Below are 21,757 nucleotides of genomic sequence, written 5' to 3'. Positions count from 1 at the left end.
CCCCCTCCTCAGAGGAAGAAGCAGGCCCCCGGTGGCGCCCCGAGCTGTCCCCGGACCCCCCGTGGTCGTGAGAGGAACGCGCGTCGGACGTCATCTTCTTGAATCTCCCCGAAATCCCCGTGGAACAACGAACCGGCCTACGCCGAAAGCGCGCGAACAAACTCGACCCGGACTGCGGCGAAGCCGCCCCGCGGTGGTCACGCGGAGTGCCCGGATGCGCGGCTTCGGGTGAGTCTACTGGCGGGGTCGACGTCACGGTCATGGGGGTCACCCCGCCTTGGCGGCAGCCAGCGGCGCCTGCTGAAGCGGCAGCACCCGCCAGGGCAGCCGCGTCGGCGCGGGCAGAGCCGCACCGGAAGAGCCGAGGCCGGCGGAGGAACCGAGGCCACCGGAAGAGCCGCGAGCACCGGAAGAGCCGAGGCCGCCGGAAGAACCAGGCCCGGGCAGAGCGGCGGGCACCGCACCCCGCCCACGCCGAGACCCCGAAGCCCCGGCCGCAGGCCGCACCCGTGGCGCCTCGTACGGCGCCACCCCGCAAGGCCACTCCGGCACCGAACACGGCAGCCGCAGCAAATCGTCGGCCCCCCAGTACCCCGTCGCCCCCAGCCACCCCGGAGGGGACGCCCGCCAGTGCAGCCGCCGCTCACCCGGCCGCCACAGCGCCAGTGACTCCGCCCCGCCCGGCGCCTCCGCGCGGAGCGCGACCACCGCCGCCTCGGGCATCAGGATCTGCCCCGGCTGCGCGGCGACCGGCGTGAGCAGGATGCCCGGCACCTGGAGCGCGTCGGGGAAACGTACCGGCCGACGGCTGCCGAGGACGCCCCAGCCGAGCCGCGCCTCCCCGGTGGCGTCGCTGCGCAGGAGCAGCAGCCCGCTGTCGGGTTCCGCGAGGACGAGCCGGTCGTCGCTGTCCTCGGTGATCTGGAGGAGCGGGCTGGCCTCGCCGAGTCGCAGGTCGACGGCGACGGCCTTGGTGCGGCCGGCGAGCGTACGGTCGACGGCGAGCAGCCGCCCCGTACGGTCGAGCCAGACGCCGCCGGTGCAGCGGCCGGGCACGCGCATGACGGCGACGGGCCCGTCCTTCCCGGCGCCGTACACCTGCCAGACGGTCGTGACCCCGTCCCCCTCAGCAGAGTCCCCCTCGCCGGAACCCCCATCGGCGGAGCCCCCCTCGTACACGAGCGCGAAAGCCGCCCCACCCAAGGGGCACGGGGGAAGAAGCGTTACTGCATCCCCGCCGAGCGACCCGATCGGCACCTCCCCGGTACCGGCCCCCGCCGGATACAGCAGCGCCAGGTCGTGGCGGTCGGCGACCCGTCGCCGGATCAGGACGCGCCCGTCGGGCAGCGGTACGACCTGCGTCCCGGCCTCCTCCGGCTGGGCGCCGGGCAGCGGCACCGCGTACGGCTCGGGCCCGAGCGTCCACCGCTCGGGGAACCAGCCGCTGACGCCGCCCCCGCCGTACTCGTCCACGTCCCCGTCCCCCTCCGGTGCGGGTACGCGGGCCTCGGCGAGGCAGGCCGCGTACGACCCGTCCGCGGCGATCGTGAAGCCCGACCGGCGCAGTACGCGGACGGCCGGGGGGATCCCCATGGCACGGGCACTGGCATCTGTACTGGCGCTCATATGACTCACCCACCTCCGGCACAGGACCGTAGTTTTCCTTTTTCCGGACGATCAACGCGACTCGGTGCGGTTCACACGTAAGAGTGCGGGTTTTCCCGTTCTGCTCCGCGCGAAGGGGCAGATGTGCTCCGCCCGGCGAGCGGTCGCGCTCCCCGCGGACCTCGGATGCGCCCCGCGCGCCCTTGACTCACGGGTGCCGAACGGGTGCCGCACGACCGCGCGCACCCGTCGTGGCACCCCCCGCCGCCCGCGGTCACGGCGTACGGCATCCGGCGGACACGGGCGGCCAGGTAACCTTCCTACCGTGCCCACACTGTCCGACGTCATCGCCGCGCTCGACGCCCTCTGGCCCCCGGAGCTGGCCGAGGCGTGGGACGCCGTCGGCCTGGTCTGCGGCGAGCCCGAGGCCGAGGTCGGACGCGTGCTGTTCGCCGTCGACCCGGTGCGGGAAGTCGTCGACGAGGCGGTACGGATCGGCGCGGACCTGCTGGTCACGCACCACCCGCTCTATCTGCGCGGTACGACGACGGTGGCGCCGACCGGCCCTGCCGGTTTCAAGGGCCGCGCCGTCCACGACCTGATCAGGAACGGGGTCGCGCTGCACGTCGCGCACACCAACGCCGACCGCGCCGACCCCGGCGTCTCGGACGCCCTGGCCGCCGCGCTCGGCCTGCGGATCACCGGCCCGCTCGTACCCGACCCCACCGACCCCGCGGGCCGCCGCGGCCTCGGCCGGATCGGCGAGACCGCCGCACCCCTGACGCTGGCCGAATTCGCGCAGCGGGCGGCGCGAGGGCTGCCGCGTACCGCCACCGGGCTGCGGATCGCCGGCGACCCGCAGGCCACGGTCCGTACCGTCGCGGTCTGCGGCGGCTCGGGCGACAGCCTCTTCGCCGAGGTCCGCGCGGCGGGCGTCGACGCGTATGTCACCGCCGACCTGCGCCACCACCCGGTCTCCGAGGCGCGCGAGTCCGGCCCGCCCGCGCTGGTCGACGCCGCGCACTGGGCCACCGAGTGGCCGTGGTGCGAGCAGGCCGCCGCGCAGCTCGACGAGATCTCCGACCGGCACGGCTGGGCGCTGCGCACCCATGTCTCGTACGCGGTCACCGACCCGTGGACAGCGCACGCTGTCGCCCCGGAGCGCTCGGACACCCCGGAATTCCGGGGCGGCCGGGAACTCCCGCAATCCACTTCCCGCCCTTCCAGCCGCACAGGAGCCCCCCGCTGAACGCCGAGCCCGCCGACCAGATCCGACTTCTCGAAGTCCAGGCCCTCGATTCGCGTATCGCGCAACTCGACCACAAGCGCAAGACCCTGCCCGAGCACGCCGAGCTGGAGCGGCTCGGCGCCGACCTCGCGCAGCTCCGTGACCTGCTGGTCGCCGCGCAGACCGAGGAGAGCGACACCGCGCGCGAGCAGACCAAGGCCGAGCAGGACGTCGACCAGGTACGCCAGCGCTCCGCCCGCGACCAGCAGCGTCTGGACTCCGGCGCGGTCACCTCGCCGAAGGACCTGGAGAACCTCCAGCGCGAGATCACCTCGCTCGCCAAGCGGCAGGGCGACCTGGAGGACGTCGTGCTCGACGTCATGGAGCGCCGCGAGGGCGCCCAGGAGCGCGCCACGGAACTGGCCGCGCGCGTCGAGTCCGTCCAGGCCAAGGTCGCCGAGGCCGAGGCCCGCAAGTCCGCCGCCATCGAAAGCATCGACGCGGAGGGCTTCACGGCGGCCAAGGAGCGCGAGGTCATCGCCGGGACCGTGCCCGACGACCTGATCAAGCTGTACGACAAGCTCCGCGGGCAGCAGGGCGGCGTCGGCGCGGCGCGGCTCTACCAGAAGCGCTGCGAGGGCTGCCGCCTCGAACTCAACATCACCGAGCTGAACGAGGTCAGGGCCGCGCCCGCCAACACCGTCGTACGGTGCGAGAACTGCCGCCGGATCCTGGTGCGTACGGCCGAGTCCGGCCTGTAGTGGCGTTGGTTCACGAGGGTGCGGCGCCCGACATGGCGGCGCCCACCACCTTCGTCCTGCTGCGGCACGGCGAGACCGCGCTGACGGGGGAGAAGCGGTTCTCCGGGAGCGGCGGAAGCGATCCGTCGCTGTCGGCCGCCGGGCGGCGCCAGGCCGAACGGGCCGCGGCGGCGCTGGCCGTACGCGCCGAAGGGCCGGTGCGCGCTGAGGAGTCGTTGCGCGCCGAAGGGCCGGTGCGCGCCGAGGAGTTGGTGCGCGCCGAGGGGCGACTGAGTGAAGGCCACGGCATCGAGGCCGTCGTCAGCTCGCCGCTCGCCCGCTGCCGGGAGACCGCCCGGATCGCCGCCGACCGCCTCGGCCTGGACGTCCACCTCGAAGAGGGCCTGCGCGAAACGGACTTCGGGGCCTGGGACGGCCTCACCTTCGCCGAGGTACGGGACCGGCAGCCCGCCGAACTCACCGCCTGGCTCGGCTCACCCGACGTCCCGCCGCCCGGCGGCGAGAGCTTCACCGACGTCGCCGCCCGCGTCGCCGCGGCCCGCGACGCGCTGCTGACCGCCCACCGCGGCCGTACCGTCCTGCTCGTCAGCCACGTCACCCCGATCAAGACGCTCGCGCGCCTCGCCCTGGACGCGCCGCCCGAAGCGCTCTTCCGCATGTACCTCGCCCCGGCGTCGCTCTCGGAGGTGGCGTACTACGCGGACGGCAACGCGTCGCTGCGGTCGCTGAACGAGACGGCCCACCTGCGGTGAACGGGCCTTTCCCGTACGGGCTTTCTCCGTGCGGGCCTTCCCCGTACGGGCTTTCTCCGTACGGCTGTTGAGGGCGTCAGCCCCGCAGCGCCGCCGCCTCGCGCGCCAGGCTCTCCACGAGATCCCACCGCCGGGACCGCACCGCGTCGCCCGGAACCATCCACGTACCGCCGACGCACCCCACGTTCGGCAGCGCCAGGTACTCGGGCGCGCGGGCCGCGTCGATGCCGCCCGTCGGACAGAAGCGGGCCCGGGGGAGCGGTGAGGCCAGGGAGCGGAGGTACGCGACGCCGCCCGCCGCCTCGGCGGGGAAGAACTTCATGTCGGTGACGCCGCGTTCGAGCAGCCCGAGTGCTTCCGAGGCGGTCGAGACGCCCGGCAGGAACGGCACGCCCGCGCCGCGCATCGCGTCGAGGAGGCGGTCCGTCCAGCCGGGGCTGACCAGGAAACGGGCCCCCGCGCCCACGGCCGCGTCCGTCAACTCCGGCGTCAGCACCGTGCCCGCGCCGACCACCGCGCCGGGGACGCCGTCCGCGACGGCCCGGATCGCGGCCAGGGCGGCGGGCGTCCGCAGCGTGATCTCGATCGCGGGCAGCCCGCCCGCGACCAGCGCCCGCGCCAGCGGTACGGCGTCCGCCGCGTCCTCCAGGACGACCACAGGGATGACGGGGGCGAGGTCGAGCACGGAAGTCATGCCCGTCATCCTGCCTGGCGGGCGCCAGCGTGCGCAACGGCCGTTGCGCAGAGTGCAACGAGGGTCTTGCTCCGTACCGTCGCGCCGCGCGCCTCAGTGGATCTCGCGCACCAGGACGTCGAGCCGACCCGTACCCGGCTGCTCCTCCACCGTGAAACCCAGCTTCCGCAGCGTTCGCGCGAGGCCCTTGGGGTCCTTCGGCCGGGCGCCGGACTCCAGCAGGGCGCGGACCAGACGGCCCTTGGTGGCCTTGTTGAAGTGGCTGACGACCGTCCGCTTCTCGACCCCGCCGACCACCGTCACCTGGAGCACCCGGACCGTCGCCGTACGCCCGGCGACCTCCCCGGCCGGCTTCCAGGCGCCCGCGTACGACGACGAGCGCAGGTCGAGCACCAGGCCGTCGCCCGCCTCGGCCGGCAGGACATCGGCCATCTGCCGCCGCCAGTACGCCGCCAGGCCGCCGACGCCGGGCAGCTTCACGCCCATCGAGCAGCGGTAGGAGGGGATGCGGTCGCCGAGCCGTACCGCGCCCCACAGCCCGGAGAACACCAGCAGCGACTCCTCGGCTCGGCGCCGCGCCGCCCGGCCGAGCGTCGCCAGGCCCAGCGCGTCGTACAGCACTCCGGTGTACAGCTCCGCCGCGGGCATGGCGGGCGCCGTCCGCAGCGCCGCGTTCTTGGCGACCTCGCCGCGCAGGCCGGGGCTGAGCCCCAGCACCTCCGCCGCCTTCTCCTCGTCGCCCGAGCACAGCTCCACCAGCTCGTCGAGGACCGTCGCCCGCGCCTCGTTCAGCCCCGGCAGCGACAGCGAGTCCAGCGCGACCGCGGCCCCCGTCCCTCCGGTGGCCTTCCCCTCGGACGGCGGCAACAGGACGAGCACGGCATCTCCTTCATACGGTTCTTGCGGTTCGTACGGTCCAGGCGGTCGTACGGTGCGCGGGGTCGTACGGCTCGCGCTCGGGCCGCCCGCGCCTGGTCGGGGGGCCCGCACCAGAGTAGGACCTGGGCGGGCCGCCCACGGGACCTGACCGGCCGCGCCCGGCCGGACGGCCCCGGCGGGCGGCCGTACGCTCGCCGCCGACCCCGCGGTGCTCTTCGCCCCCGCGCAGCCACTACCATGGTCCATACGGCAGACGAGCCGAGCGGACGGCCGCGTGGAGCCCTTTCGGGGGCTTCCCGAGGAACGTCCGGGCTCCACAGGGCAGGGTGGTGGCTAACGGCCACCCGGGGTGACCCGCGGGACAGTGCCACAGAAAACAGACCGCCGGGGATCTCGGTCCCCGGTAAGGGTGAAACGGTGGTGTAAGAGACCACCAGCGTCCAGGGTGACCTGGACGGCTAGGTAAACCCCACCCGGAGCAAGGTCAAGAGGGCGTCGTAGCGATACGGCACCCGCGCGGACGTTCGAGGGCTGCCCGCCCGAGTCCGCGGGTAGACCGCACGAGGCCGGTGGCAACGCCGGCCCTAGATGGATGGCCGTCTCCCGGCCGGCCGCGAGGCCGCCCGGCGACAGAACCCGGCGTACAGCTCGACTCGTCTGCCGCCCATAGTCCTCACCAGCAAAAAGGCCCTACTGGAGAAGATCCAGTAGGGCCCTGGGGAGAATCTGGGGAGAACAAGAACGGCTTGAGACTTCTAAGGCACAGCTTCGGCTTCCTCGCCGGGGGCGGACTCCGCCTCACCCGACAGCCACCGGCCAAGAGCCTGGATGGCGCGCCGCCCGGACTTCGGCATGAAGTGCACGTAAGTCCGGAGAGTGAATGCCGGATCGGAGTGCCCGAGCCACGCGGCCAGTTGAGTGATTGTCTCACCCGCAGCCAGGACCACGCTAGCGAACGTATGCCGCAGCGCGTGGAAGCCGTCCTCCCGCGGCATCTCCCACGCGATCCGCTTCCACGCCCGCCCGCTCCTGCCCATCACCATCTCGAAGGCCGGTGCAGGCAGCACCCCGGCGCGGACGAGGGCAGGCTTCCACTGCTTGTCGTCGAATGTCATCCGGTTCAGCGCCCCGCCGTTTTTCCCGGTGGTCCTGGAAGTGGTCACAAGGAGACGTACTGTCCGCTTCGGACGGGACTCCCAGGCGAGGCTCGGCCGGTCCGGGTCCACCCAGGGCAGCGTCACCTCCACCGGCGGGAACCTGTCGGCGTGCGCCTTCACCGCGGCTGCCAGTTCCGGCGGGCACGGTGCGTCCCGCTCCTTGTTGCCCTTCGGTGGCGCGAACGCCAGCTTCCCGCGCACGACGATGATCTGCCGCGTCACGTGGATGACCTCACCCTCGATGTCGCCCGGGGCGAACCCGAACGCCTCGCCCTGCCGGAGTCCGGCTGCAACAGCGAGGTCGATCAGCACCTGGTACCGGTCTGCGACCTCGCGCCGGACGGCGACTACCGTCTCGTGCTCCCACGCCTTCGCCTTGGACTTGGGCACCGCCGGGGCTTTGAGGTCCGGATCCCGGAACGGGTTGACGGGTATCCGCTTCGCCTTGTGTGCCGCCTGCATGATCGAGGAGAAGTGCCGCCACGCCACCACGAGGGTGCCCACATCGATGTCCTGCTCGGCGCGCGTCTGCCACGCCCGGATCTCATCGAACCCGATGCGGTTCAGAGGCAGGTGGCCGACGTGCGGAAGGATGTGCTTGAAGACCCGCGACTCCATCGACTGCTTAGTCGTCGGCGGCTGCCGGAGGTGGGGCCACCAGTGAACGCGCACGTACTCGTCCAGGAGCATGGAGCCGTCACGCGGATCGTAGAAGGCGCCGCGGGTCGTATCCGTAGCCGCAGTCTTCAGCCAGTTCTTCGCCCCGCGCTCGCCCTCAAGGTTCTCGAACGAGCGGTCACGCACGCCAGGAATCCCGGCCACCCGCCAGCGCTTCCCCTTGCCGTAGCGGTCCGTCCTCTCCCGCGTCGGCTTCTTCGTCTTAGGGTCGACGGGACCTTTGCGATACCACCTGTCCTCGATGTACCCCGCCACGGCGGCCTCCCTCGCTCTCAGGCGAGTTCATCGAGATGATGTCGCCTCGCCACAACTGGAACCACTGGCCGCCGGCCAGCATGGCTGCGGTGGCCGAGTTGAGGGCGGCGACACCCTCGGGGACGAAGAGCCCGCGGGCCAGACGGTAGACCACGTCGCCGCGGCGCTCGGCCACCTCGACGGGCATCTCTGGGTCAAGGTCGTCGATTACGTACCGGATGGACAGCATGCGCAACCCCCCAACTTCACTTCTGAGACGCCGGGGCGGCTGGGTCAAGGCTGGCCGACGTCGTGAAGAACTTGTGCGGATGAGGCAACTTACTGCCTCCGCAATGGTCGCACAACGGTCGGATGTAGAGCCATTCGTGACACTTAATCAGATCATCTGCCAGACGGTTACGCGCGTCGTGGGCGGCCGGCTGCTACTCGTCGTCCGGTTCCCGCTCCGAAGCCTCGATCATGCGGCGCCATCTGCGGCGGGCGGCAGGATCCATCCCGGCCAGGTGGGCAACGATGATGCGTGTCTCCTCGTCGTAACCCGCGAGTTCCGTGGTGCGGTAGTCCATGTACTGCTCGGCCGCGGCGCGCTGAACGAGTCTGAGGGGTTTTGCAAGGCCGGCGGCGATGGCGCGCAGACGTGCTTCGGTCGGCGGGGTCGTCACGTTGTTGGCTGCGAGCTTCTGGAAGTAGGGCTTCGACAGGGGCTCGGCGGCTTCCTGGGACTGGTCCGCCATCTTCTGGAAGCTCACGCCGGAGTCGTTGACCTCGCGGACGAGGCGGCTCAGGGGGTCGCGGTCCATAGACCTGACGTCCTCCGGTAGGGCGCTGGGGGGCGTGTTGCGGTTGAGGTTGGGGGCTGGGGCCTCCATGCCGCCGTCCTTTCGCGTCTCATCCACACCGACCGTCTCTCATGTGATTCGCCGCGACTCTACAAATAGCAGGTCAGGGCGTACAACCGTTTCGCTGTAAAGACGATTCGTCTACGGGTCGATGGTAGCGATCCGGTGTCGCCAGGGATACAGCAGATCTGGTCGGTCGAATCTGTAGACGCGACGGTTCTAGTGTGATTCGATACTCACATCGAGAGCCGAAACGTTCCGATGGAGAACCGCTTGAGAGTCCGATACGAACTCCGCGACCGAGAGATGCTCCGCAAGCTCATGGAGCACCCCGGGCGGGGGGTCCCGCACAGTACGCGCACCATCGCTACGGCCGTTGACTGCCATCACTCGCTGATCGGCAGGCTTCTCGACGGCACCCAGGAGACATGTGACATGGAAACCGCACACCGCATCGCGGAGGCCGTTGGTGTCGCCGTGCTGGTCCTTTTCGCGCCCCCTGCGTCTCCCAAGTGAACCAAAGCGGCTACCGATCAGTACCCCCTACGTGAAGGAGAACCCAGTGCCCGTCACCCAGACGCAGAAGCCCCCGCCGGGCTTCGTGTTCATCGAGGACTACGAAGACGAGGACGGAAACGTCACCCCGGGCGTCGCTTCCCGCCTCGGCATCAGCGTCAGCACCTACAAGAAGTGGCGGTTGGCCAAAAAGGGACCGAAGACGTTCCGCCACGGCAAGCGCGTCATGGCCCGAGAGTCCGTGGTCGACGCCTGGCTTGCCGGACTCGGAGAGAGCGACGGGGATACGGCGGACGAAGCCGCCGCCCACGACGCTCGCCCGCCGGAGCCGCGCGTAGGCCGTCAGCGCCGCGCACGCCACGACGACGCGGACGCCAACGCCGCTTAGCCCCCCGGGCCGCCGCCGGTTTCTTCCCGGTCCCCGGCAACGGCCCTCGATCCACCACTGACCCTTGAAGAGAGAGGTGGACCATGACCATGGTCCCATCAGCCGAACCGCGCGAGGTCGTACAGCTCGACCTGTCTGCGGGTTCGATCCACACGACTCTGATCCACGGTGCCCCGCACATCGTGCTGAGGCCCGCGATCGAAGACCTGGGTCTGGACTACTCGACCCAGTTGGCGAAGCTGAAGACGCGCTCGTGGGCCTCCGTGGGGCAGAGCCCCATGCAGATGCCGGGCGACGACCAGGTCCGCTTGGTGAGTGTCGCCCCGGTTCGCACGTTCCTGATGCTGCTCGCCACGATCAACGAGAACCGCGTCCGGGACGAGGTCCGCCCGACGCTGGTCGCTTTCCAGAACGAGACGGCCGACGCCATCGAGTCGTACTGGACGCAGGGCGGGGCGATCAACCCGCGGGCGTCCGAGGAACAGCTCGACTCGCTGATCTCCCGCGCGAAGCAGCAGGCAGAGGTGCTGGCGATCCTCACGGGGGTTGTTGACTCGGACTGGCTGGAGGCGAAGGGCCGCATGCTGGCCGCCCGCGTTTTGGGCGAGGAGCCTGGGCTGGACCCGCTGGACATTCCGATGTATGTGCCGGACTTCCTGAAGGGGAAGGGTCTCAACCGGCGGCAGGTCGAGTCGGTGCAGTCGTGGTTCGGCCGACGTGCTGCCGCCTTGTATGAGGCGGAGCACGGCGAGAGGCCGGGGAAGCGTCAGTCGGATCTGCCGAATGGCAGTGTGCGTGAGACCTACGCGTGGACGGCCCGTCACTTGGGGTTGTTCGAGGAGACGTGGGACCGCTACTACGCCGACCAGTTCCCGACCGGCCCGGCTCAGGGTGAGCTTGGCGGTGCGGCATGAGCGCCAACTGGTTCCCCTCGTTGTCCGCGAACTGGTTCCCGTTCGCCGCGCCTTCGGGTGGTGCGCGATGACTGCTGACCTGACGTCGACGGCCCGCCTGGATGTGCCGGTGGCTGAGGTGACGACTCTGGTGGACCGTCTGCGGTTGTCGTTGCCGCTGGATGATCCGGACCGTCACGACCTGGACCCGCTGGACGGCCTGTTCGCGCACCTCGCGCCCGGCTACCCGGTCTCGGGTGGTGCGGCATGAGCGCCCCCCTGAGCCCGGAGCGGCTCGCGGAGATCCGCGACCTTCTGAAGTACGAGTCGTCGATCGCGTTCTACAGCCACCGGGCGAAGGAGTCGATGCTCCTGCTGCTGGCGGAGGCGGAGGAGGTCGAGCGGCTGCGAGCGGAGCGCGACCAGTTCGCCGACCGGATCGACACTCTCACCGCGGTCGCCAAGGGCAATAAGCGCCACGTCATCGGGCTGACCAGCGACTTGGCCGCCGCGCAGCACCGGATCGCCGAGCTGGAGGCGGTGGCGGATGCCGCCGATCCGACGCCCGCTATCCGTGCCACGGTCCGCGACTTCGACTTCAGCAACTACGGCCTGGATGACGTCGACCCCCGCAGCGAGTACGCCGAGTGGGTTGGTGACCTCGCTTCCGCTATCGCGGGTGCGATCAGCGCAACCGCCGAGGCTGGTGAGCCCCGGTGACCAGTCTCTTCATGGACCGCGACGGTGAGGTCTGGCGCGGGTACGGCACGGATGCCGCCTCGGGTGAACTGCTGCTGGCGTGCGACGAACCGCGGAACGTGGACGACCGCGGCACAGGCCCGTCATTCCCCTGGACGGCCCGCACGGTCGCCATGTGGTTCGGGCCGCTGGCCGAGGTGACGGCGGAGGACGCGGAGCAGGCGCAGTTGGCCGCAGTGGATGCGGCGCTGCACGAGGTGTACGGCCTGGACGACTCGGCGTGGACTGCGGCTCAGACCGCCGACTACCTGCTCCGTATCGACGGCGTGCATGCCCGGTTCCGCCCGCAGTTCGGGAGGGCCGCCTGATGGACGCACTGAAGATTGCCGGGGCCCGGAGCCTCACCGCAGACAACCCGGAGGCGTTCCTCCTGGCGTTCAACGCGGGTTTGCATGCGGCCGAACTGGATGTGGATTCGGCGCGGTTCCTGCGGTCGCTGCTGGTGGATGGTCACGCGTCGTCGGCTGCCGGGTTCCTGGCCGAACCGTGCCACGCCGACGTGCTGCTGGAGATCGCCAACCGGCCGACGGGCGGTGCCTCGTGACCGCCGTCTACGTCGTCACGCTCGGCGGTACGCCGCTGGCCTTCGCGCGATCGCTGGAGGCTGCGCAAGACAACGCCGTCGGTCGCGAGACCCGGCATCGCGCGTGTGCGGTCCGCTGGGTCGAACGCGGCCCGGGCGAGTGGCGGCTGATGTCCCGCCACGGGGGTGACCGCCGGCTCTCGTGGTCGCAGTACGGCGTGCGCGCCGTGCCGGAGGTGGCCTCGTGACCGCTGCGTGGATCGCCGTCGGCGTGCTGGCCGCCGCCGTGTACATCGCTTTCGCCTGCTGGCTTGGTCGCCGTCTGCGCCGCCAGCAGCCCACCAACCCACCCAAGGGGGGCAACTCATGACCGGACCCGAGCACTACACCGAAGCCGAACGCCTGATTGCCGGGCGGCACTTCCCCGCCGACCCCGACCTGGGCGACCCGGCCAGCTATCACCCGGCGACCGCCGACGACATCGCCCAGGCGCAGGTGCACGCCATCCTCGCGCTCGCCGCCGCGACCGCACTGGCCGCCAGCCCCGCCGGGCACATGCCCATCGCCGACTACAACGCCTGGCGCGCCACCGCCCACGCGCCGGACGTGCGCACCAGCGCCTACGACGCCGAGACGGCGGGTGCGTGATGAGCCGCAGCTTGAAGTGGGTGCGCCGCAACTACAACGTGCCCGCTTTCACCGGTCTGACGGTCACGTACCAGGGTCAGCCTGCCGTGGTCATGGGCGGCCACCGCCAGTACGTGCGGGTCCTCCATGCGGGCAAGAAGCGGGCCGCCGTGGTTCACCCGCTGGACCTGAGGTACCCGGCCGTGCCGCTGCCGCCCCGGCCGCGCGGCTGGTGCTGGCACTGCCTGGAGGAGCGCTCCCTGCGCCTGGACGGCACGGTCGTCCGCCACCTCCGCAACGGCCACGAGCACTTCCCCGTCGTACAGCGCCTGTGCCCCGGTGCCCTCGACACCCCGTGGGCTGTCTGCTCCTGGACCATCCCCGCCGCGACCGAGGAGGCCGCCGCATGAGCACCCGGAAGCTGATCGCCGTCGAGGGTCAGCAGCGCCCGTACCCAGAGGGCGTCTGGGCGGTGTTCATGCCCGACGGCTTCCCGTCCGGCGTGATGAACGCCAGCGCCAAGGTCGGCGACGACCCGGTGAAGGCCGCCCGTGAGTTCTGGGAGACCTCGACCGAGGCCATCAAGCACCTCGCGGCGGGCTACCGGATCGAGCTCGTCTCCCGCGACCGGTGGCGTAACGAACTGCTGCCGATCCACCTCGGCTCCACGCCCATGGCCGGTGGTCCCCGGTGAACCCCACTGACGTTTTCGCTGCCTGGATGCGTGAGGCCCGGAAGCGGTCCGGAGCTACCCAGCAGGACATCGCGGATCACGTCGGGATGCGGCAGCAGCAGATCGCGAAGCTGGAAGCGGGCAAGCGTGGGCTGGACCTCGATGAGGCGGTGGCCATCGCCAGCTTCTTCGGCGTCACAGTCACCGAGGCACTGGGCACGACGGCTGCGTCCGCGAACGTCGAGTTGGTGCAGACCCGTGGCCTGCTGAGCCAGATGCGCCAGGCCATCAACGCTTTCGACGCGACGGCGGGTGATCCCCAGTGATCTGGTTGGTTCTCCTCGCCCTGGTCGCGGCCCTGGTCGTGAGTGCCGTGTTCTCTGCGCACATCCCGATCCTGCGGGACCTGGTCGACGCGGCACCCCTGGAAGCGGACGAACCCGACCCGCTGCCGCTGCTCGCCGCCGACACGCAGGCGGATCACGTTGCAGCCGCCCTGGCTCGGGACTTCGCCAACACCGACGCCGCCGGCTACATCGAGCGCGCCGAATGGCCCGCTGGCACCCCCACCATCACCGACCTGCCGCTGCCCACGCCCCACAAGGAGGCGTCATGACCACAATCGCCCAACACGCGGCAACGGACAACGCGGGACACGGCCTCCGCGCTTGGCTCCGGCGTCACCTCCAGCCCAGCGCCGACGGCAGCCGCCTCCAAACCGCAGCCGAGATCGAGCGCCTGCAACTGCTTCTGAAGCGGGCGGAGGCCACAGACATCGGGGCACTGGAACACGAGCTGACGCAGAAGGTGCTCCAGCTCGCTGGTGCCGACGAACTGATCAAGGGCCAGCGCCTCATCATCCAGGAGCTGAACGCCCAGCTTGCCCAGGCGGCAGCCAACCACGTCGATCAGAGCGTATGGGAGAAGCAGCTCACCGAGGCTGTCAAGGAGAACGACCGGCTGACGGCGGAGAACCGCAAGCTGCGGTCCGAAATCCAGAACCTGGGCTCCATCGACGTGGCGCCGATGCACCGCGACACGACGATGCCGGAGCCGGTCGCACCGCTGTACGAGCGGACTCTCACCGACCTCGGGTACCCGCGCGACCCGGAGCCGGACGGGGAGACCACCCAGCAGGTCCGGGTCAGCACCCTCGCGGAAGCCGCAGCCGGAGGCGCCCTGTGACTGTCGACGGCCTGCTGTACAACCCGACCATCCCGGACCCGGCGGTCCTCACGATCGACGGCCCGGAGTTCTACGCCACCGACTGGGCGGCGGGCCTCGACCCGATCAGCCGCCACATCCCCGGCTGCTACCTCGGCGACCTGGGCCTCCAGGACGCCTGCGCCTGCCAGCCCCCGCTGTAACCCACCCCAAACGCAACAGCCCCGCCCAGGGCAAATGGGCGGGGCCTACCCCAAGCATCCCAGGAGCAGACCGTGGACACCACGACCACCCTCACCGCCTACCAACTCTCGGAGCTGATCCGGAAGGTCGAACCGCACATCGGCCGTCACTCCGGCTACGGCCCCATTCAGGGCATCCGCCTCGACTACGACGGACGGCACCTGCACGCCGTCGCCACCGACCGCTACACCATGGCCGTCGCCCGGCAGAGGACCCGCAGCAACGACCCGGCGTGGGCCCACACTCTGCACGCCGACCAGGTCGATGCCCTCGCCGCCTGGCTGAAGGCCAACAGCGCCGACGGCAATCCGCACAACGTCCACCTCATGCCCGGCGAACACGACATCACATTCAACGGGGACCGCGGCAACATCACCCTCCCGGCCATGGGAGGTCCATACCCGGAGTGGCGCGGCATCTTCAAGAAGACCATGGCCACTCCGATCGGCGAGGCCCCGTACAGCCGCATCACCGCGAAGCTCCTCGGCCGGTGGGCTGCCGCGGGCGAGCAGGTCAGCACCTGGCATGCCGTCGCCAGTCAGCCGATCATCATCGTCGGGAACGGGTTCCTCGGGCTGCAGATGCCCGCCCGGTTCACCGGTAACGACACGGCCCGGAACATCGCCGACGACACCGCGACCTGGGCGGGAAGCCTCGGTGACGCCGCCCCGGTAGAGATGGACGACACCCTCAACACCTACGAGCCCGAAGAGTTGGAGACCCGCGACAACGCGATCGCCAGCGACATCGAGTTCCTGCTGAAGCAGACGCTCCGCTCCTCCGGCGACCTCTTCGCCGCAGCCACCAACGACCCGGCTGCGCTTGCCGCTTACGCGCTCGCCGGGGGGCGGGCCTGGACCGCGTACCGCTTGGTGAAGGCACTCCAGCAGGCCGACCCGGACCTGCTGCGGGCCACCCTCGCCGACACCAACGAGCAGTTGGAGTCCGGGGAGATCGGCGAGTGGGCGTGGGACGCCGCCGAGAAGGCCGGTCACGACCCGCAGCAGTGGCACGACGACTACGAGGCGCACCTCAAGAAGCTCGCCGACAAGAAGGCGGCCGAAGCCTCCGCCGCGTAGGCCCCCCGCACGCCTGGGGCTGGTCGTGTCACCCCGACCAGCCCCAGGACCACCACCCCAGACCGGTCGTGCTGGAGCCTCCCCCCGCTCGCACGACCGCCCGGTGCCGTCACCCGCGACCTCCCCAAGACCGGGCGGCGGCACCGGGACCACACAGAAAGCAGGACACGTGAGCACCACCGCACCCCTGGCCTTCGTCGACACGGAGACCACACACCTGTCCGCCGAGATCGGCGAGATCTGGGAACTCGCCGTCATCCTCCGCGACCTGGGCGGCACCGAGAACGAGCACGTCTGGCAGTTCGCGCCCCGCACCCTCGACGCCGACATCCACGGCGAGGCCATGCGCGTCGGCCGCTTCCACGAGCGGTTCGCCGTACCCGACGGCTGCACGGCGGCGTACATCACGGGCGGCGACATCGACCCGATGACCCGCGCCGACGCCATCAAAGAGGTCACAGAGATCCTCCGCGGTGCCGTCCTCGTCGGCTCCAATGCCGCGTTCGACGACCGGCACCTTCGCAAACTCCTCGACCTCCGCGGCGAGCAGCAGCCCTGGCACTACCGGCCCGTGTGCGTCGCCACCCTCGCCGCAGGGTTCCTGTACGGGCACGCCGAACGGATGACGAAGCGCGACTGCGACGCCTCCTGGTACGCCAAGGTCGCCGACAGGCTGGGCTGGCCGTGGAAGTCGTACAACGCCTCCGAAGCGACCGGCGTTCCGCGCCCCGCCGACGACGTTGCCCACACCGCCCTCGGTGACGCCAAGTGGGCCCGCGACCTGTACGACCGCATCACCGTCCCCGACGCGTTCTACACCGCCACCGACGACCAGTTGGCCCAGATGGCCGGTGAAGCCCTCAGCCGCGCCAACGGCGGCCAACTGGCCAACGGTGAATGAGTGTTCTGCTCCCGTCGGGGTTGCCGCAACGGCGAGCGTGCCGCCAAGACGGCCGAACGCGGCTGGACGGTCGGACCCCTGGGCACCTGGCACTGCCACGCGCACCCCACCGGCGGTGCCGCGTGACCGCCACCCTCGACGCGCCCGAGCAGACGCTTCTCGACCCGCCGAGGATCGTGGACGGCCTGTCCGCCGAGGCATACCACGCAGACAAGACGTCGATCTCCTCATCCGGACTCCGCGCACTGCTCGCCCCCGGTTGCCCCGCCCAGTTCGCCTATGACCGGGAACACCCGCAGGCACCGAAGAAGGAGTTCAACCTCGGACACGCCGCCCACAAGTTCGTCCTCGGCGAAGGTCCCGAGCTGGCCGTCATCGACTTCCCGGACTGGAAGAAGAAGGACGCCCAGAACCTGCGCGACGACGCCTACGCCGAAGGCAAGGTGCCGCTGCTCACCAAGGACCACGACATGGTCCAGGCGATGGCCGAGGCAATCCGCCAACACCCGGTCGCTGGCCCGTTGTTCACGCCGGGCAGCGGGCTCGCCGAGCAGTCCCTGTACTGGACCGACCCGCAGACCGGGGTGTCCTGCCGGGCCCGCCCGGACTGGCTCAAGCAGTACCCCGACCTGACCCTGTGCGTCGACTACAAGACGGCAGCGAAGGCCGATCCGGAGTCCGTGTCGAAGGCCATTGCGGACCGCGGCTACCACCAGCAGGACGCCTTCTACCTGGACGGCATCCAGGCCGTCCTCGGCAAGCCTGCCCGGTTCCTGTTCGTGTTCCAGTCCAAGACGGCCCCGTACCTGATCACGGTGCGGGAGCTGTCCGACGCCGACCGGGCCATCGGCCGCGCCAAGAACGCCCGCGCACTCCGCACCTACGCCGAGTGCACCAAGTCCGGCATCTGGCCCGACTGGACCGGCCCCACCGACTCCATCCCTTACATCAGCCTGCCCGCCTGGGCGGCCCAACGAGAGGCCGATGAGTACCTCAATGTCTGAACTCGATATCCGCCATGACAACACCGTCGCCACCCCGGCCGCGGCACCGCAGCAGCAGATCACCACCCAAAGCGCCCTCGTGAAGTGGGCCGAAGACGCCCGCGTCGTCAACGCCATCGCAGAGTCCATCGCCAAGACCCCGTTCGCCGGCGCCCTCCGCGGCAAGCCCCTGGAGGTTACCGCGGTGATCCTCGCCGGGAACGAACTGGGCCTGAAGCCGATGGCGGCCCTGAAGTCCGTCGACATCATCCAGGGCACCCCGGCCCTGCGGGCGAACGCGATGCGCGGCCTTGTGCAGTCTCACGGCCACGAGATCGAGCTGGTCGAGTCCGACGAGCAGCACTGCATCATGCAGGGCCGCCGGAAGGGGGCCGAGAACTGGCAGACCGTCACCTGGACGATCCAGCGGGCCGGGAAACTCGGTCTGCTCGGCAAGAACGAGTGGAAGAAGCAGCCGCAGACCATGCTCGTGGCCCGCGCGACGGGTGAGCTGTGCCGCCTGATCGCCTCGGACGTCCTGCATGGCATGCCCTACGCGGCGGAGGAGCTGTCGGGGACGACAGAGGTCACTGTCGAGCAGGTCCGGGCCGCACCGCTGTCCGTCGCCCAGCTCACCGCCGCCCCGACCCCGGCGTCTCAGCCGGTCGCTCAGCCGGATGTGGTCGACCCCGCGGCGGACGACGCCGAGCACGCCGCGGCGGTCGCCGAACTGCGGGCGTTCGGTGCCGAGATGGACGCCCCCGACATCGAGCAGGACGCCTACGCCGCACTCGGCATGCCCCTCGACGACGCGCCCGCGCAGGCCATCCGCGACCTCGTCACCCGCTGGCGCAACGACGCCGCCTAACCCCCACCAGCGCGACCGCCCCGGGGGATAGCCGGGGCGGTCTCCACTCAGGAGACCACGACTCATGACCACAGACCACCGCGCCGAAGCCGAAAAGCACCTCGCCACCGCCGCCCGCCACAACAACGAGAACCCCCCGGACATGCGGATCGCGGAAGTCTCCGCCTTGATCGGCCAGGGGTACGCCGCTCTTGCCCACAACGACGAACAGGCGGCCAGTCACGCCGACATGCGGGACGCCCTCGCGCTGCTGCGACGCCGTGAGTACGCGATGCGCGAGCTGGTCTCCACGCACATCTCGAAGGCACTCACCAGCCGGGACGCCCACCGATGGGGAGCTGCCCGCAGTCTTGCGCAGGCGCTCGATGAGGCCGACGCCAACATGGACGACCTCATCGAAACCCGCCTCTCCGACGACGGATGGGACTCGCGATCCGCGTGGAAGACCCCGGCGTCCGCCGAACCGTCCAACGACCCCTGGGCGCCCACGCCGGATGTCACCGCTGACGTTCCCGAGCCGGTCCGCCGGATCATCGCGGGGCATGTCGCCGAAATGCTCCTCGACGACGGCAAGGGGGAGGGCTCGGTCCACACCTGGGCTCGCGGCATCGCCTTTGAGTTGAAGCGCGTCGGCGTCGGCGTCGACGACTCCATCAGGAAGCGCATCACCGACCTCACCTTCGGTCCCGTGCCGAATGAACCCCCGTTCTAGCCCACCCCGAACGCAGACCGCGCCCGGGGAGCGGGCGCGGTCTCCCAGAGAGGAGACCACAGATGAAGCCGCTCACGTACCACGACGACCGCGACCGCCTCCGTCGTGAACTGCTGGAGAACAGCACCGCTTACTTCACCCCGGCGGGCCAGAAGGAACTCAACCCGAACCACTCGCTGCGCATCACGTCGGTCATCGGGTCGTCCTACGCGTACAACCTCGCCGCGACAGTCCAGTGGGTCGCACTCCACGTCGGAGAGGAAGCTGCCGACGCGCTGGCCGACTGGCTGTCGAACTCGCTCACCAACGGCGATGAGGACGGGCTCAACACCGACCTGACCGGCGGTGCCTGATGCGCGCCTCCCTGCGCCGCGCCCTCGCGGCCCTGACCCACTCCGGCCCCGGCTACGACCTGACCCCGCTGCCCGCCCGTGGTGACGCCGTCGAGACGTGGCTGAAGGGGCAGCGGGACGAGCACTGCGACCAGTACGGCCCCGACCCCGACTGGTACGCGCTCGACGCTGTTCTCAACTGCTACCGGTTCCACGCCGACACCCGGACGCCGCTCGACCAGCCGCTCAACGCGGAGGTGCCGTTCTGATGCGCGCCATCACCATTCGACAGCCCTACGCCGACGCGATCGTGCAGTCGTCGCCGATGCCGAAGCGGATCGAGAACAGGTCGTGGCCGCTGCCCGCCCGGTATGTCGGCGTGCCTGTGCTGCTGCACTCCGCAGCAGCGCCCGAGCGGCACCCGATCCTTCCCGACGCCTGGGCGATCCCCACTCTGTACGGCGATCGCGCGGACCAACTCGGCGCGATCCTCGCCCGCGTCACCTTCACCGGCTGCCACATGGCAGGCGACGGATGCGACGAGCGGTGCGCCGACTGGGGCCACCGGCAGGTCTTCCACTGGGACATCGCCAACGTGACGCCGCTTCCCTCACCCGTCCCCGCGAAGGGCCAGCAGCAGTTCTGGGCCCCGGCCGCGGATGTCCTCGCCTCCGTGCAGCAGCAGATCGAGGCGGTGGCATGATGCGCGCTTTCTACCGCGGTTACCACGAGGCGACTGGCCGCCGAGCCAGGCAGGTACGCCGCCTGCACGTGATGCGCGAGGACGGGAAGTTCGCGGGCAAGCAGGCCCTATGCGGGGCCGCGGGCTGGGGCCACACCCACTCGCCGCCGGTCGTCATCGACCCGCTGCCCGTCGACCCGCCCGAGGGCTTGACCTGGTGCCGGTCCCGCATCGGGCACGCCGCCGACCAGGTCGGCCAACTGGCCGCGTTCGCCCGCCTCATCGCCGCCATCGCCAGCATCGGACCGGTCAAGACCGGACCGGTCGCACAGCCGGAGCCGCAGCCGCAGCAGCCGACCCACGGCCGGTGCGGTCGCTGCCGCCAGACCCGGCCCTACCAGCCCGAGGGAGACGCCATGACCACGCCGGTCACCCTGCACGAACTGATCCTCACTCAATCCCGCATCGCCCGCGAGCAGTACGGCAACCGAGTCGACGTCCTGGACAAGGTGCGGACCATCCCGTTCCTGCCCGACGACCTGCACGTCACCACCGAGGGCGTCGCAGCCTTCTTCGATGTCGGCATCAAGGCGATCGAGTCCCTGGCCCTCGACAACCGCGAGGAACTCGACCGCAATGGATACCAGGTGATCTCCGGTTCGGAACTGACCTCCTTCAAGGAGGTCAGTGGGATCCGCTCCCGGGCTCGGTCGTTGGCCCTCTTCAACCGCCGGACCCTCCTGAACGTCGCCATGCTCCTCCGCGACTCCGAGGTGGCACGCGAGGTTCGCCGCTACCTCCTCGACAGCGAGGCGGCCGTGCGCGCCATCGAGGCCGACGCCCTCTCTCGCCGCGCGGTCGGCGACCCCCTCACCTGGACGTGGGCCGAAGCCGCGGCCATAGCCCAGCAACGGTACGGCGTGCCGTGGGGTGAGGAGCAGTGGCGCCGCAAGCTGCGTTCCGCGGGCGTCATGAAGCAGAGCGGCGGCCCCAAAGCCCAGTACGCGAGGCGCATGTTCTGGTTCACCGGCACCGCCTGGGAGATCCACCCGCACGCCCTGCCCGAGCTCATCCGTCTCGCCGTCGAGACCGACGAGCAGCTCCGGGCCTTCCAGGGCATCCAGATCCGCCTGGAGCTCGAAGGCGTTGGCCGCGCTGCGCTCGAAGGCGGTGCGCTGTGACCACCGCCCCGACCCCGTTGCCCGGCATGCCGGAGCCGCCCACCCCGTCCGCCGTCCAGCGCGCGGCGGACTACGAGACGTGGCTGGGTGCCGTCCGCCCCGCGTTCGAGGCCGCCGCCGCAACCGGACGCCCGTTCACGACGTACGAGATCGCCCACGCCGCGAACCTCCCCGAACCCCCCGACGCCGCGCACCAATGGGGCAGGTTGATGAACCTCCTCGCCGCTGAGGGCTGGATCCGCACAGCCGGGTGGGCCGCCTCCGACCGGCCCACCACCCGCCACTCCGGCGTCCGCACCTGGCGGGGGACACGCGCAGCCCGCAAGCAGGCGGTCGCATGAACGCCCCCGTCCTCATCGGCACCGGATTCCTCGCCGTGCTCCTC

At 70.7% G+C, this 21,757-nt stretch carries 31 protein-coding genes, 1 other RNA gene and 1 pseudogene; 28 read left to right on the top strand and 5 right to left on the bottom strand.

What is annotated here, in order from left to right; all coding sequences use genetic code 11:
• Positions 1-267 precede the first annotated feature (267 nt).
• Positions 268-1,593, bottom strand: a complete 1,326-nt coding sequence (locus ACIO6U_RS03110) for a hypothetical protein (RefSeq protein ID WP_401715182.1) — start codon at positions 1,591-1,593, stop codon at positions 268-270.
• Positions 1,594-1,930: 337 nt separating this feature from the next.
• Here ACIO6U_RS03110 and ACIO6U_RS03105 point away from each other — a divergent pair, with 337 nt between their 5' ends.
• The 3 genes and pseudogenes from ACIO6U_RS03105 to ACIO6U_RS03095 form a co-directional block, all read left to right on the top strand.
• Positions 1,931-2,854 (top strand): Nif3-like dinuclear metal center hexameric protein, encoded by a 924-nt coding sequence (locus ACIO6U_RS03105; RefSeq protein ID WP_355345323.1) that lies wholly within the window; start codon positions 1,931-1,933, stop codon positions 2,852-2,854.
• Complete coding sequence (locus ACIO6U_RS03100; protein ID WP_355345447.1) at positions 2,851-3,594, top strand: C4-type zinc ribbon domain-containing protein; 744 nt, start codon at positions 2,851-2,853, stop codon at positions 3,592-3,594. Before ACIO6U_RS03105 ends, ACIO6U_RS03100 begins: the two co-directional genes overlap by 4 nt.
• 20 nt (positions 3,595-3,614) lie before the next feature.
• A pseudogene (locus tag ACIO6U_RS03095) lies at positions 3,615-4,346 on the top strand (histidine phosphatase family protein); the annotation flags it as partial.
• A gap of 76 nt (positions 4,347-4,422) precedes the next feature.
• Here ACIO6U_RS03095 and eda read toward each other — a convergent pair.
• Positions 4,423-5,040 carry a bifunctional 4-hydroxy-2-oxoglutarate aldolase/2-dehydro-3-deoxy-phosphogluconate aldolase gene (eda, locus tag ACIO6U_RS03090; protein ID WP_401715180.1) on the bottom strand — a complete coding sequence of 206 codons (618 nt, stop codon included), beginning with the start codon at positions 5,038-5,040 and terminating at the stop codon, positions 4,423-4,425.
• Positions 5,041-5,133: 93 nt separating this feature from the next.
• Positions 5,134-5,919: a peroxide stress protein YaaA gene (gene yaaA / locus ACIO6U_RS03085; protein ID WP_355345317.1), complete on the bottom strand. Its 786-nt coding sequence runs from the start codon at positions 5,917-5,919 to the stop codon at positions 5,134-5,136.
• A 254-nt stretch (positions 5,920-6,173) separates the two neighbouring features.
• On the opposite strand from yaaA, the gene rnpB reads away from it, so the two are divergent.
• Positions 6,174-6,579: RNase P RNA component class A (rnpB, locus tag ACIO6U_RS03080), an RNA gene on the top strand.
• Positions 6,580-6,674: 95 nt separating this feature from the next.
• Here rnpB and ACIO6U_RS03075 read toward each other — a convergent pair.
• On the bottom strand, positions 6,675-8,009 hold the full coding sequence (locus ACIO6U_RS03075) for a tyrosine-type recombinase/integrase (protein WP_401715178.1): 1,335 nt from the start codon (positions 8,007-8,009) through the stop codon (positions 6,675-6,677).
• Between the two features lie 422 nt (positions 8,010-8,431).
• A complete protein-coding gene (locus ACIO6U_RS03070; RefSeq protein ID WP_401715176.1) occupies positions 8,432-8,809 on the bottom strand; it encodes a hypothetical protein in 378 nt (125 codons plus the stop codon).
• 601 nt (positions 8,810-9,410) lie between these two features.
• On the opposite strand from ACIO6U_RS03070, the gene ACIO6U_RS03065 reads away from it, so the two are divergent.
• The 24 genes from ACIO6U_RS03065 (at position 9,411) to ACIO6U_RS02950 (ending at position 21,713) form a co-directional block, all read left to right on the top strand.
• The gene (locus ACIO6U_RS03065) at positions 9,411-9,752 is read left to right on the top strand and encodes a helix-turn-helix transcriptional regulator (protein ID WP_401715174.1); all 342 of its coding nucleotides are present in this window, start codon (positions 9,411-9,413) and stop codon (positions 9,750-9,752) included.
• 83 nt (positions 9,753-9,835) lie between these two features.
• Positions 9,836-10,666, top strand: coding sequence for a phage antirepressor N-terminal domain-containing protein (locus ACIO6U_RS03060; protein ID WP_401715172.1), 831 nt, complete (start codon positions 9,836-9,838; stop codon positions 10,664-10,666).
• Between the two features lie 67 nt (positions 10,667-10,733).
• Positions 10,734-10,916: a hypothetical protein gene (locus tag ACIO6U_RS03055; RefSeq protein ID WP_401715170.1), complete on the top strand. Its 183-nt coding sequence runs from the start codon at positions 10,734-10,736 to the stop codon at positions 10,914-10,916.
• Positions 10,913-11,365 (top strand): hypothetical protein, encoded by a 453-nt coding sequence (locus ACIO6U_RS03050; protein WP_401715168.1) that lies wholly within the window; start codon positions 10,913-10,915, stop codon positions 11,363-11,365. Before ACIO6U_RS03055 ends, ACIO6U_RS03050 begins: the two co-directional genes overlap by 4 nt.
• Positions 11,362-11,712 (top strand): hypothetical protein, encoded by a 351-nt coding sequence (locus ACIO6U_RS03045; RefSeq protein WP_401715166.1) that lies wholly within the window; start codon positions 11,362-11,364, stop codon positions 11,710-11,712. Before ACIO6U_RS03050 ends, ACIO6U_RS03045 begins: the two co-directional genes overlap by 4 nt.
• Positions 11,712-11,948 (top strand): hypothetical protein, encoded by a 237-nt coding sequence (locus tag ACIO6U_RS03040; protein ID WP_401715164.1) that lies wholly within the window; start codon positions 11,712-11,714, stop codon positions 11,946-11,948. The genes ACIO6U_RS03045 and ACIO6U_RS03040 overlap by 1 nt, the downstream gene beginning before the upstream one ends.
• The gene (locus ACIO6U_RS03035; protein ID WP_401715162.1) at positions 11,945-12,175 is read left to right on the top strand and encodes a hypothetical protein; all 231 of its coding nucleotides are present in this window, start codon (positions 11,945-11,947) and stop codon (positions 12,173-12,175) included. The genes ACIO6U_RS03040 and ACIO6U_RS03035 overlap by 4 nt, the downstream gene beginning before the upstream one ends.
• 118 nt (positions 12,176-12,293) lie before the next feature.
• Positions 12,294-12,575, top strand: coding sequence for a hypothetical protein (locus ACIO6U_RS03030; protein ID WP_401715160.1), 282 nt, complete (start codon positions 12,294-12,296; stop codon positions 12,573-12,575).
• Complete coding sequence (locus ACIO6U_RS03025) at positions 12,575-12,964, top strand: hypothetical protein (RefSeq protein WP_401715158.1); 390 nt, start codon at positions 12,575-12,577, stop codon at positions 12,962-12,964. Before ACIO6U_RS03030 ends, ACIO6U_RS03025 begins: the two co-directional genes overlap by 1 nt.
• Complete coding sequence (locus ACIO6U_RS03020; protein ID WP_401715156.1) at positions 12,961-13,248, top strand: hypothetical protein; 288 nt, start codon at positions 12,961-12,963, stop codon at positions 13,246-13,248. The genes ACIO6U_RS03025 and ACIO6U_RS03020 overlap by 4 nt, the downstream gene beginning before the upstream one ends.
• Before the next feature lie 26 nt (positions 13,249-13,274).
• Positions 13,275-13,553, top strand: coding sequence for a helix-turn-helix transcriptional regulator (locus tag ACIO6U_RS03015; RefSeq protein WP_401715830.1), 279 nt, complete (start codon positions 13,275-13,277; stop codon positions 13,551-13,553).
• Positions 13,550-13,843: a hypothetical protein gene (locus tag ACIO6U_RS03010; RefSeq protein ID WP_401715154.1), complete on the top strand. Its 294-nt coding sequence runs from the start codon at positions 13,550-13,552 to the stop codon at positions 13,841-13,843. Before ACIO6U_RS03015 ends, ACIO6U_RS03010 begins: the two co-directional genes overlap by 4 nt.
• Positions 13,840-14,412 carry a hypothetical protein gene (locus ACIO6U_RS03005; RefSeq protein WP_401715152.1) on the top strand — a complete coding sequence of 191 codons (573 nt, stop codon included), beginning with the start codon at positions 13,840-13,842 and terminating at the stop codon, positions 14,410-14,412. Before ACIO6U_RS03010 ends, ACIO6U_RS03005 begins: the two co-directional genes overlap by 4 nt.
• On the top strand, positions 14,409-14,594 hold the full coding sequence (locus ACIO6U_RS03000) for a hypothetical protein (RefSeq protein ID WP_355345268.1): 186 nt from the start codon (positions 14,409-14,411) through the stop codon (positions 14,592-14,594). Before ACIO6U_RS03005 ends, ACIO6U_RS03000 begins: the two co-directional genes overlap by 4 nt.
• A 72-nt stretch (positions 14,595-14,666) precedes the next feature.
• A complete protein-coding gene (locus ACIO6U_RS02995) occupies positions 14,667-15,713 on the top strand; it encodes a hypothetical protein (protein ID WP_401715150.1) in 1,047 nt (348 codons plus the stop codon).
• 169 nt (positions 15,714-15,882) lie between these two features.
• Positions 15,883-16,614, top strand: coding sequence for a hypothetical protein (locus ACIO6U_RS02990; RefSeq protein WP_401715148.1), 732 nt, complete (start codon positions 15,883-15,885; stop codon positions 16,612-16,614).
• Between the two features lie 122 nt (positions 16,615-16,736).
• Positions 16,737-17,618, top strand: a complete 882-nt coding sequence (locus tag ACIO6U_RS02985) for a PD-(D/E)XK nuclease-like domain-containing protein (RefSeq protein WP_401715146.1) — start codon at positions 16,737-16,739, stop codon at positions 17,616-17,618.
• Positions 17,611-18,465: a hypothetical protein gene (locus ACIO6U_RS02980; protein ID WP_401715144.1), complete on the top strand. Its 855-nt coding sequence runs from the start codon at positions 17,611-17,613 to the stop codon at positions 18,463-18,465. The genes ACIO6U_RS02985 and ACIO6U_RS02980 overlap by 8 nt, the downstream gene beginning before the upstream one ends.
• Positions 18,466-18,529: 64 nt before the next feature.
• Positions 18,530-19,177: a hypothetical protein gene (locus ACIO6U_RS02975; protein WP_401715142.1), complete on the top strand. Its 648-nt coding sequence runs from the start codon at positions 18,530-18,532 to the stop codon at positions 19,175-19,177.
• 62 nt (positions 19,178-19,239) lie between these two features.
• Complete coding sequence (locus tag ACIO6U_RS02970) at positions 19,240-19,530, top strand: hypothetical protein (protein ID WP_401715140.1); 291 nt, start codon at positions 19,240-19,242, stop codon at positions 19,528-19,530.
• Positions 19,530-19,778: a hypothetical protein gene (locus ACIO6U_RS02965; protein ID WP_401715138.1), complete on the top strand. Its 249-nt coding sequence runs from the start codon at positions 19,530-19,532 to the stop codon at positions 19,776-19,778. Before ACIO6U_RS02970 ends, ACIO6U_RS02965 begins: the two co-directional genes overlap by 1 nt.
• Complete coding sequence (locus ACIO6U_RS02960; protein ID WP_401715136.1) at positions 19,778-20,212, top strand: hypothetical protein; 435 nt, start codon at positions 19,778-19,780, stop codon at positions 20,210-20,212. Before ACIO6U_RS02965 ends, ACIO6U_RS02960 begins: the two co-directional genes overlap by 1 nt.
• Positions 20,212-21,372: a hypothetical protein gene (locus tag ACIO6U_RS02955; protein WP_401715134.1), complete on the top strand. Its 1,161-nt coding sequence runs from the start codon at positions 20,212-20,214 to the stop codon at positions 21,370-21,372. The genes ACIO6U_RS02960 and ACIO6U_RS02955 overlap by 1 nt, the downstream gene beginning before the upstream one ends.
• The gene (locus ACIO6U_RS02950; protein WP_401715132.1) at positions 21,369-21,713 is read left to right on the top strand and encodes a hypothetical protein; all 345 of its coding nucleotides are present in this window, start codon (positions 21,369-21,371) and stop codon (positions 21,711-21,713) included. The genes ACIO6U_RS02955 and ACIO6U_RS02950 overlap by 4 nt, the downstream gene beginning before the upstream one ends.
• The last annotated feature ends 44 nt before the right edge of the window (positions 21,714-21,757 follow it).

It is taken from the genome of Streptomyces sp. NPDC087422, from assembly GCF_044744145.1.
Lineage (GTDB): Bacteria > Actinomycetota > Actinomycetes > Streptomycetales > Streptomycetaceae > Actinacidiphila.
This window is presented reverse-complemented; position numbering and strand designations above follow the sequence as displayed.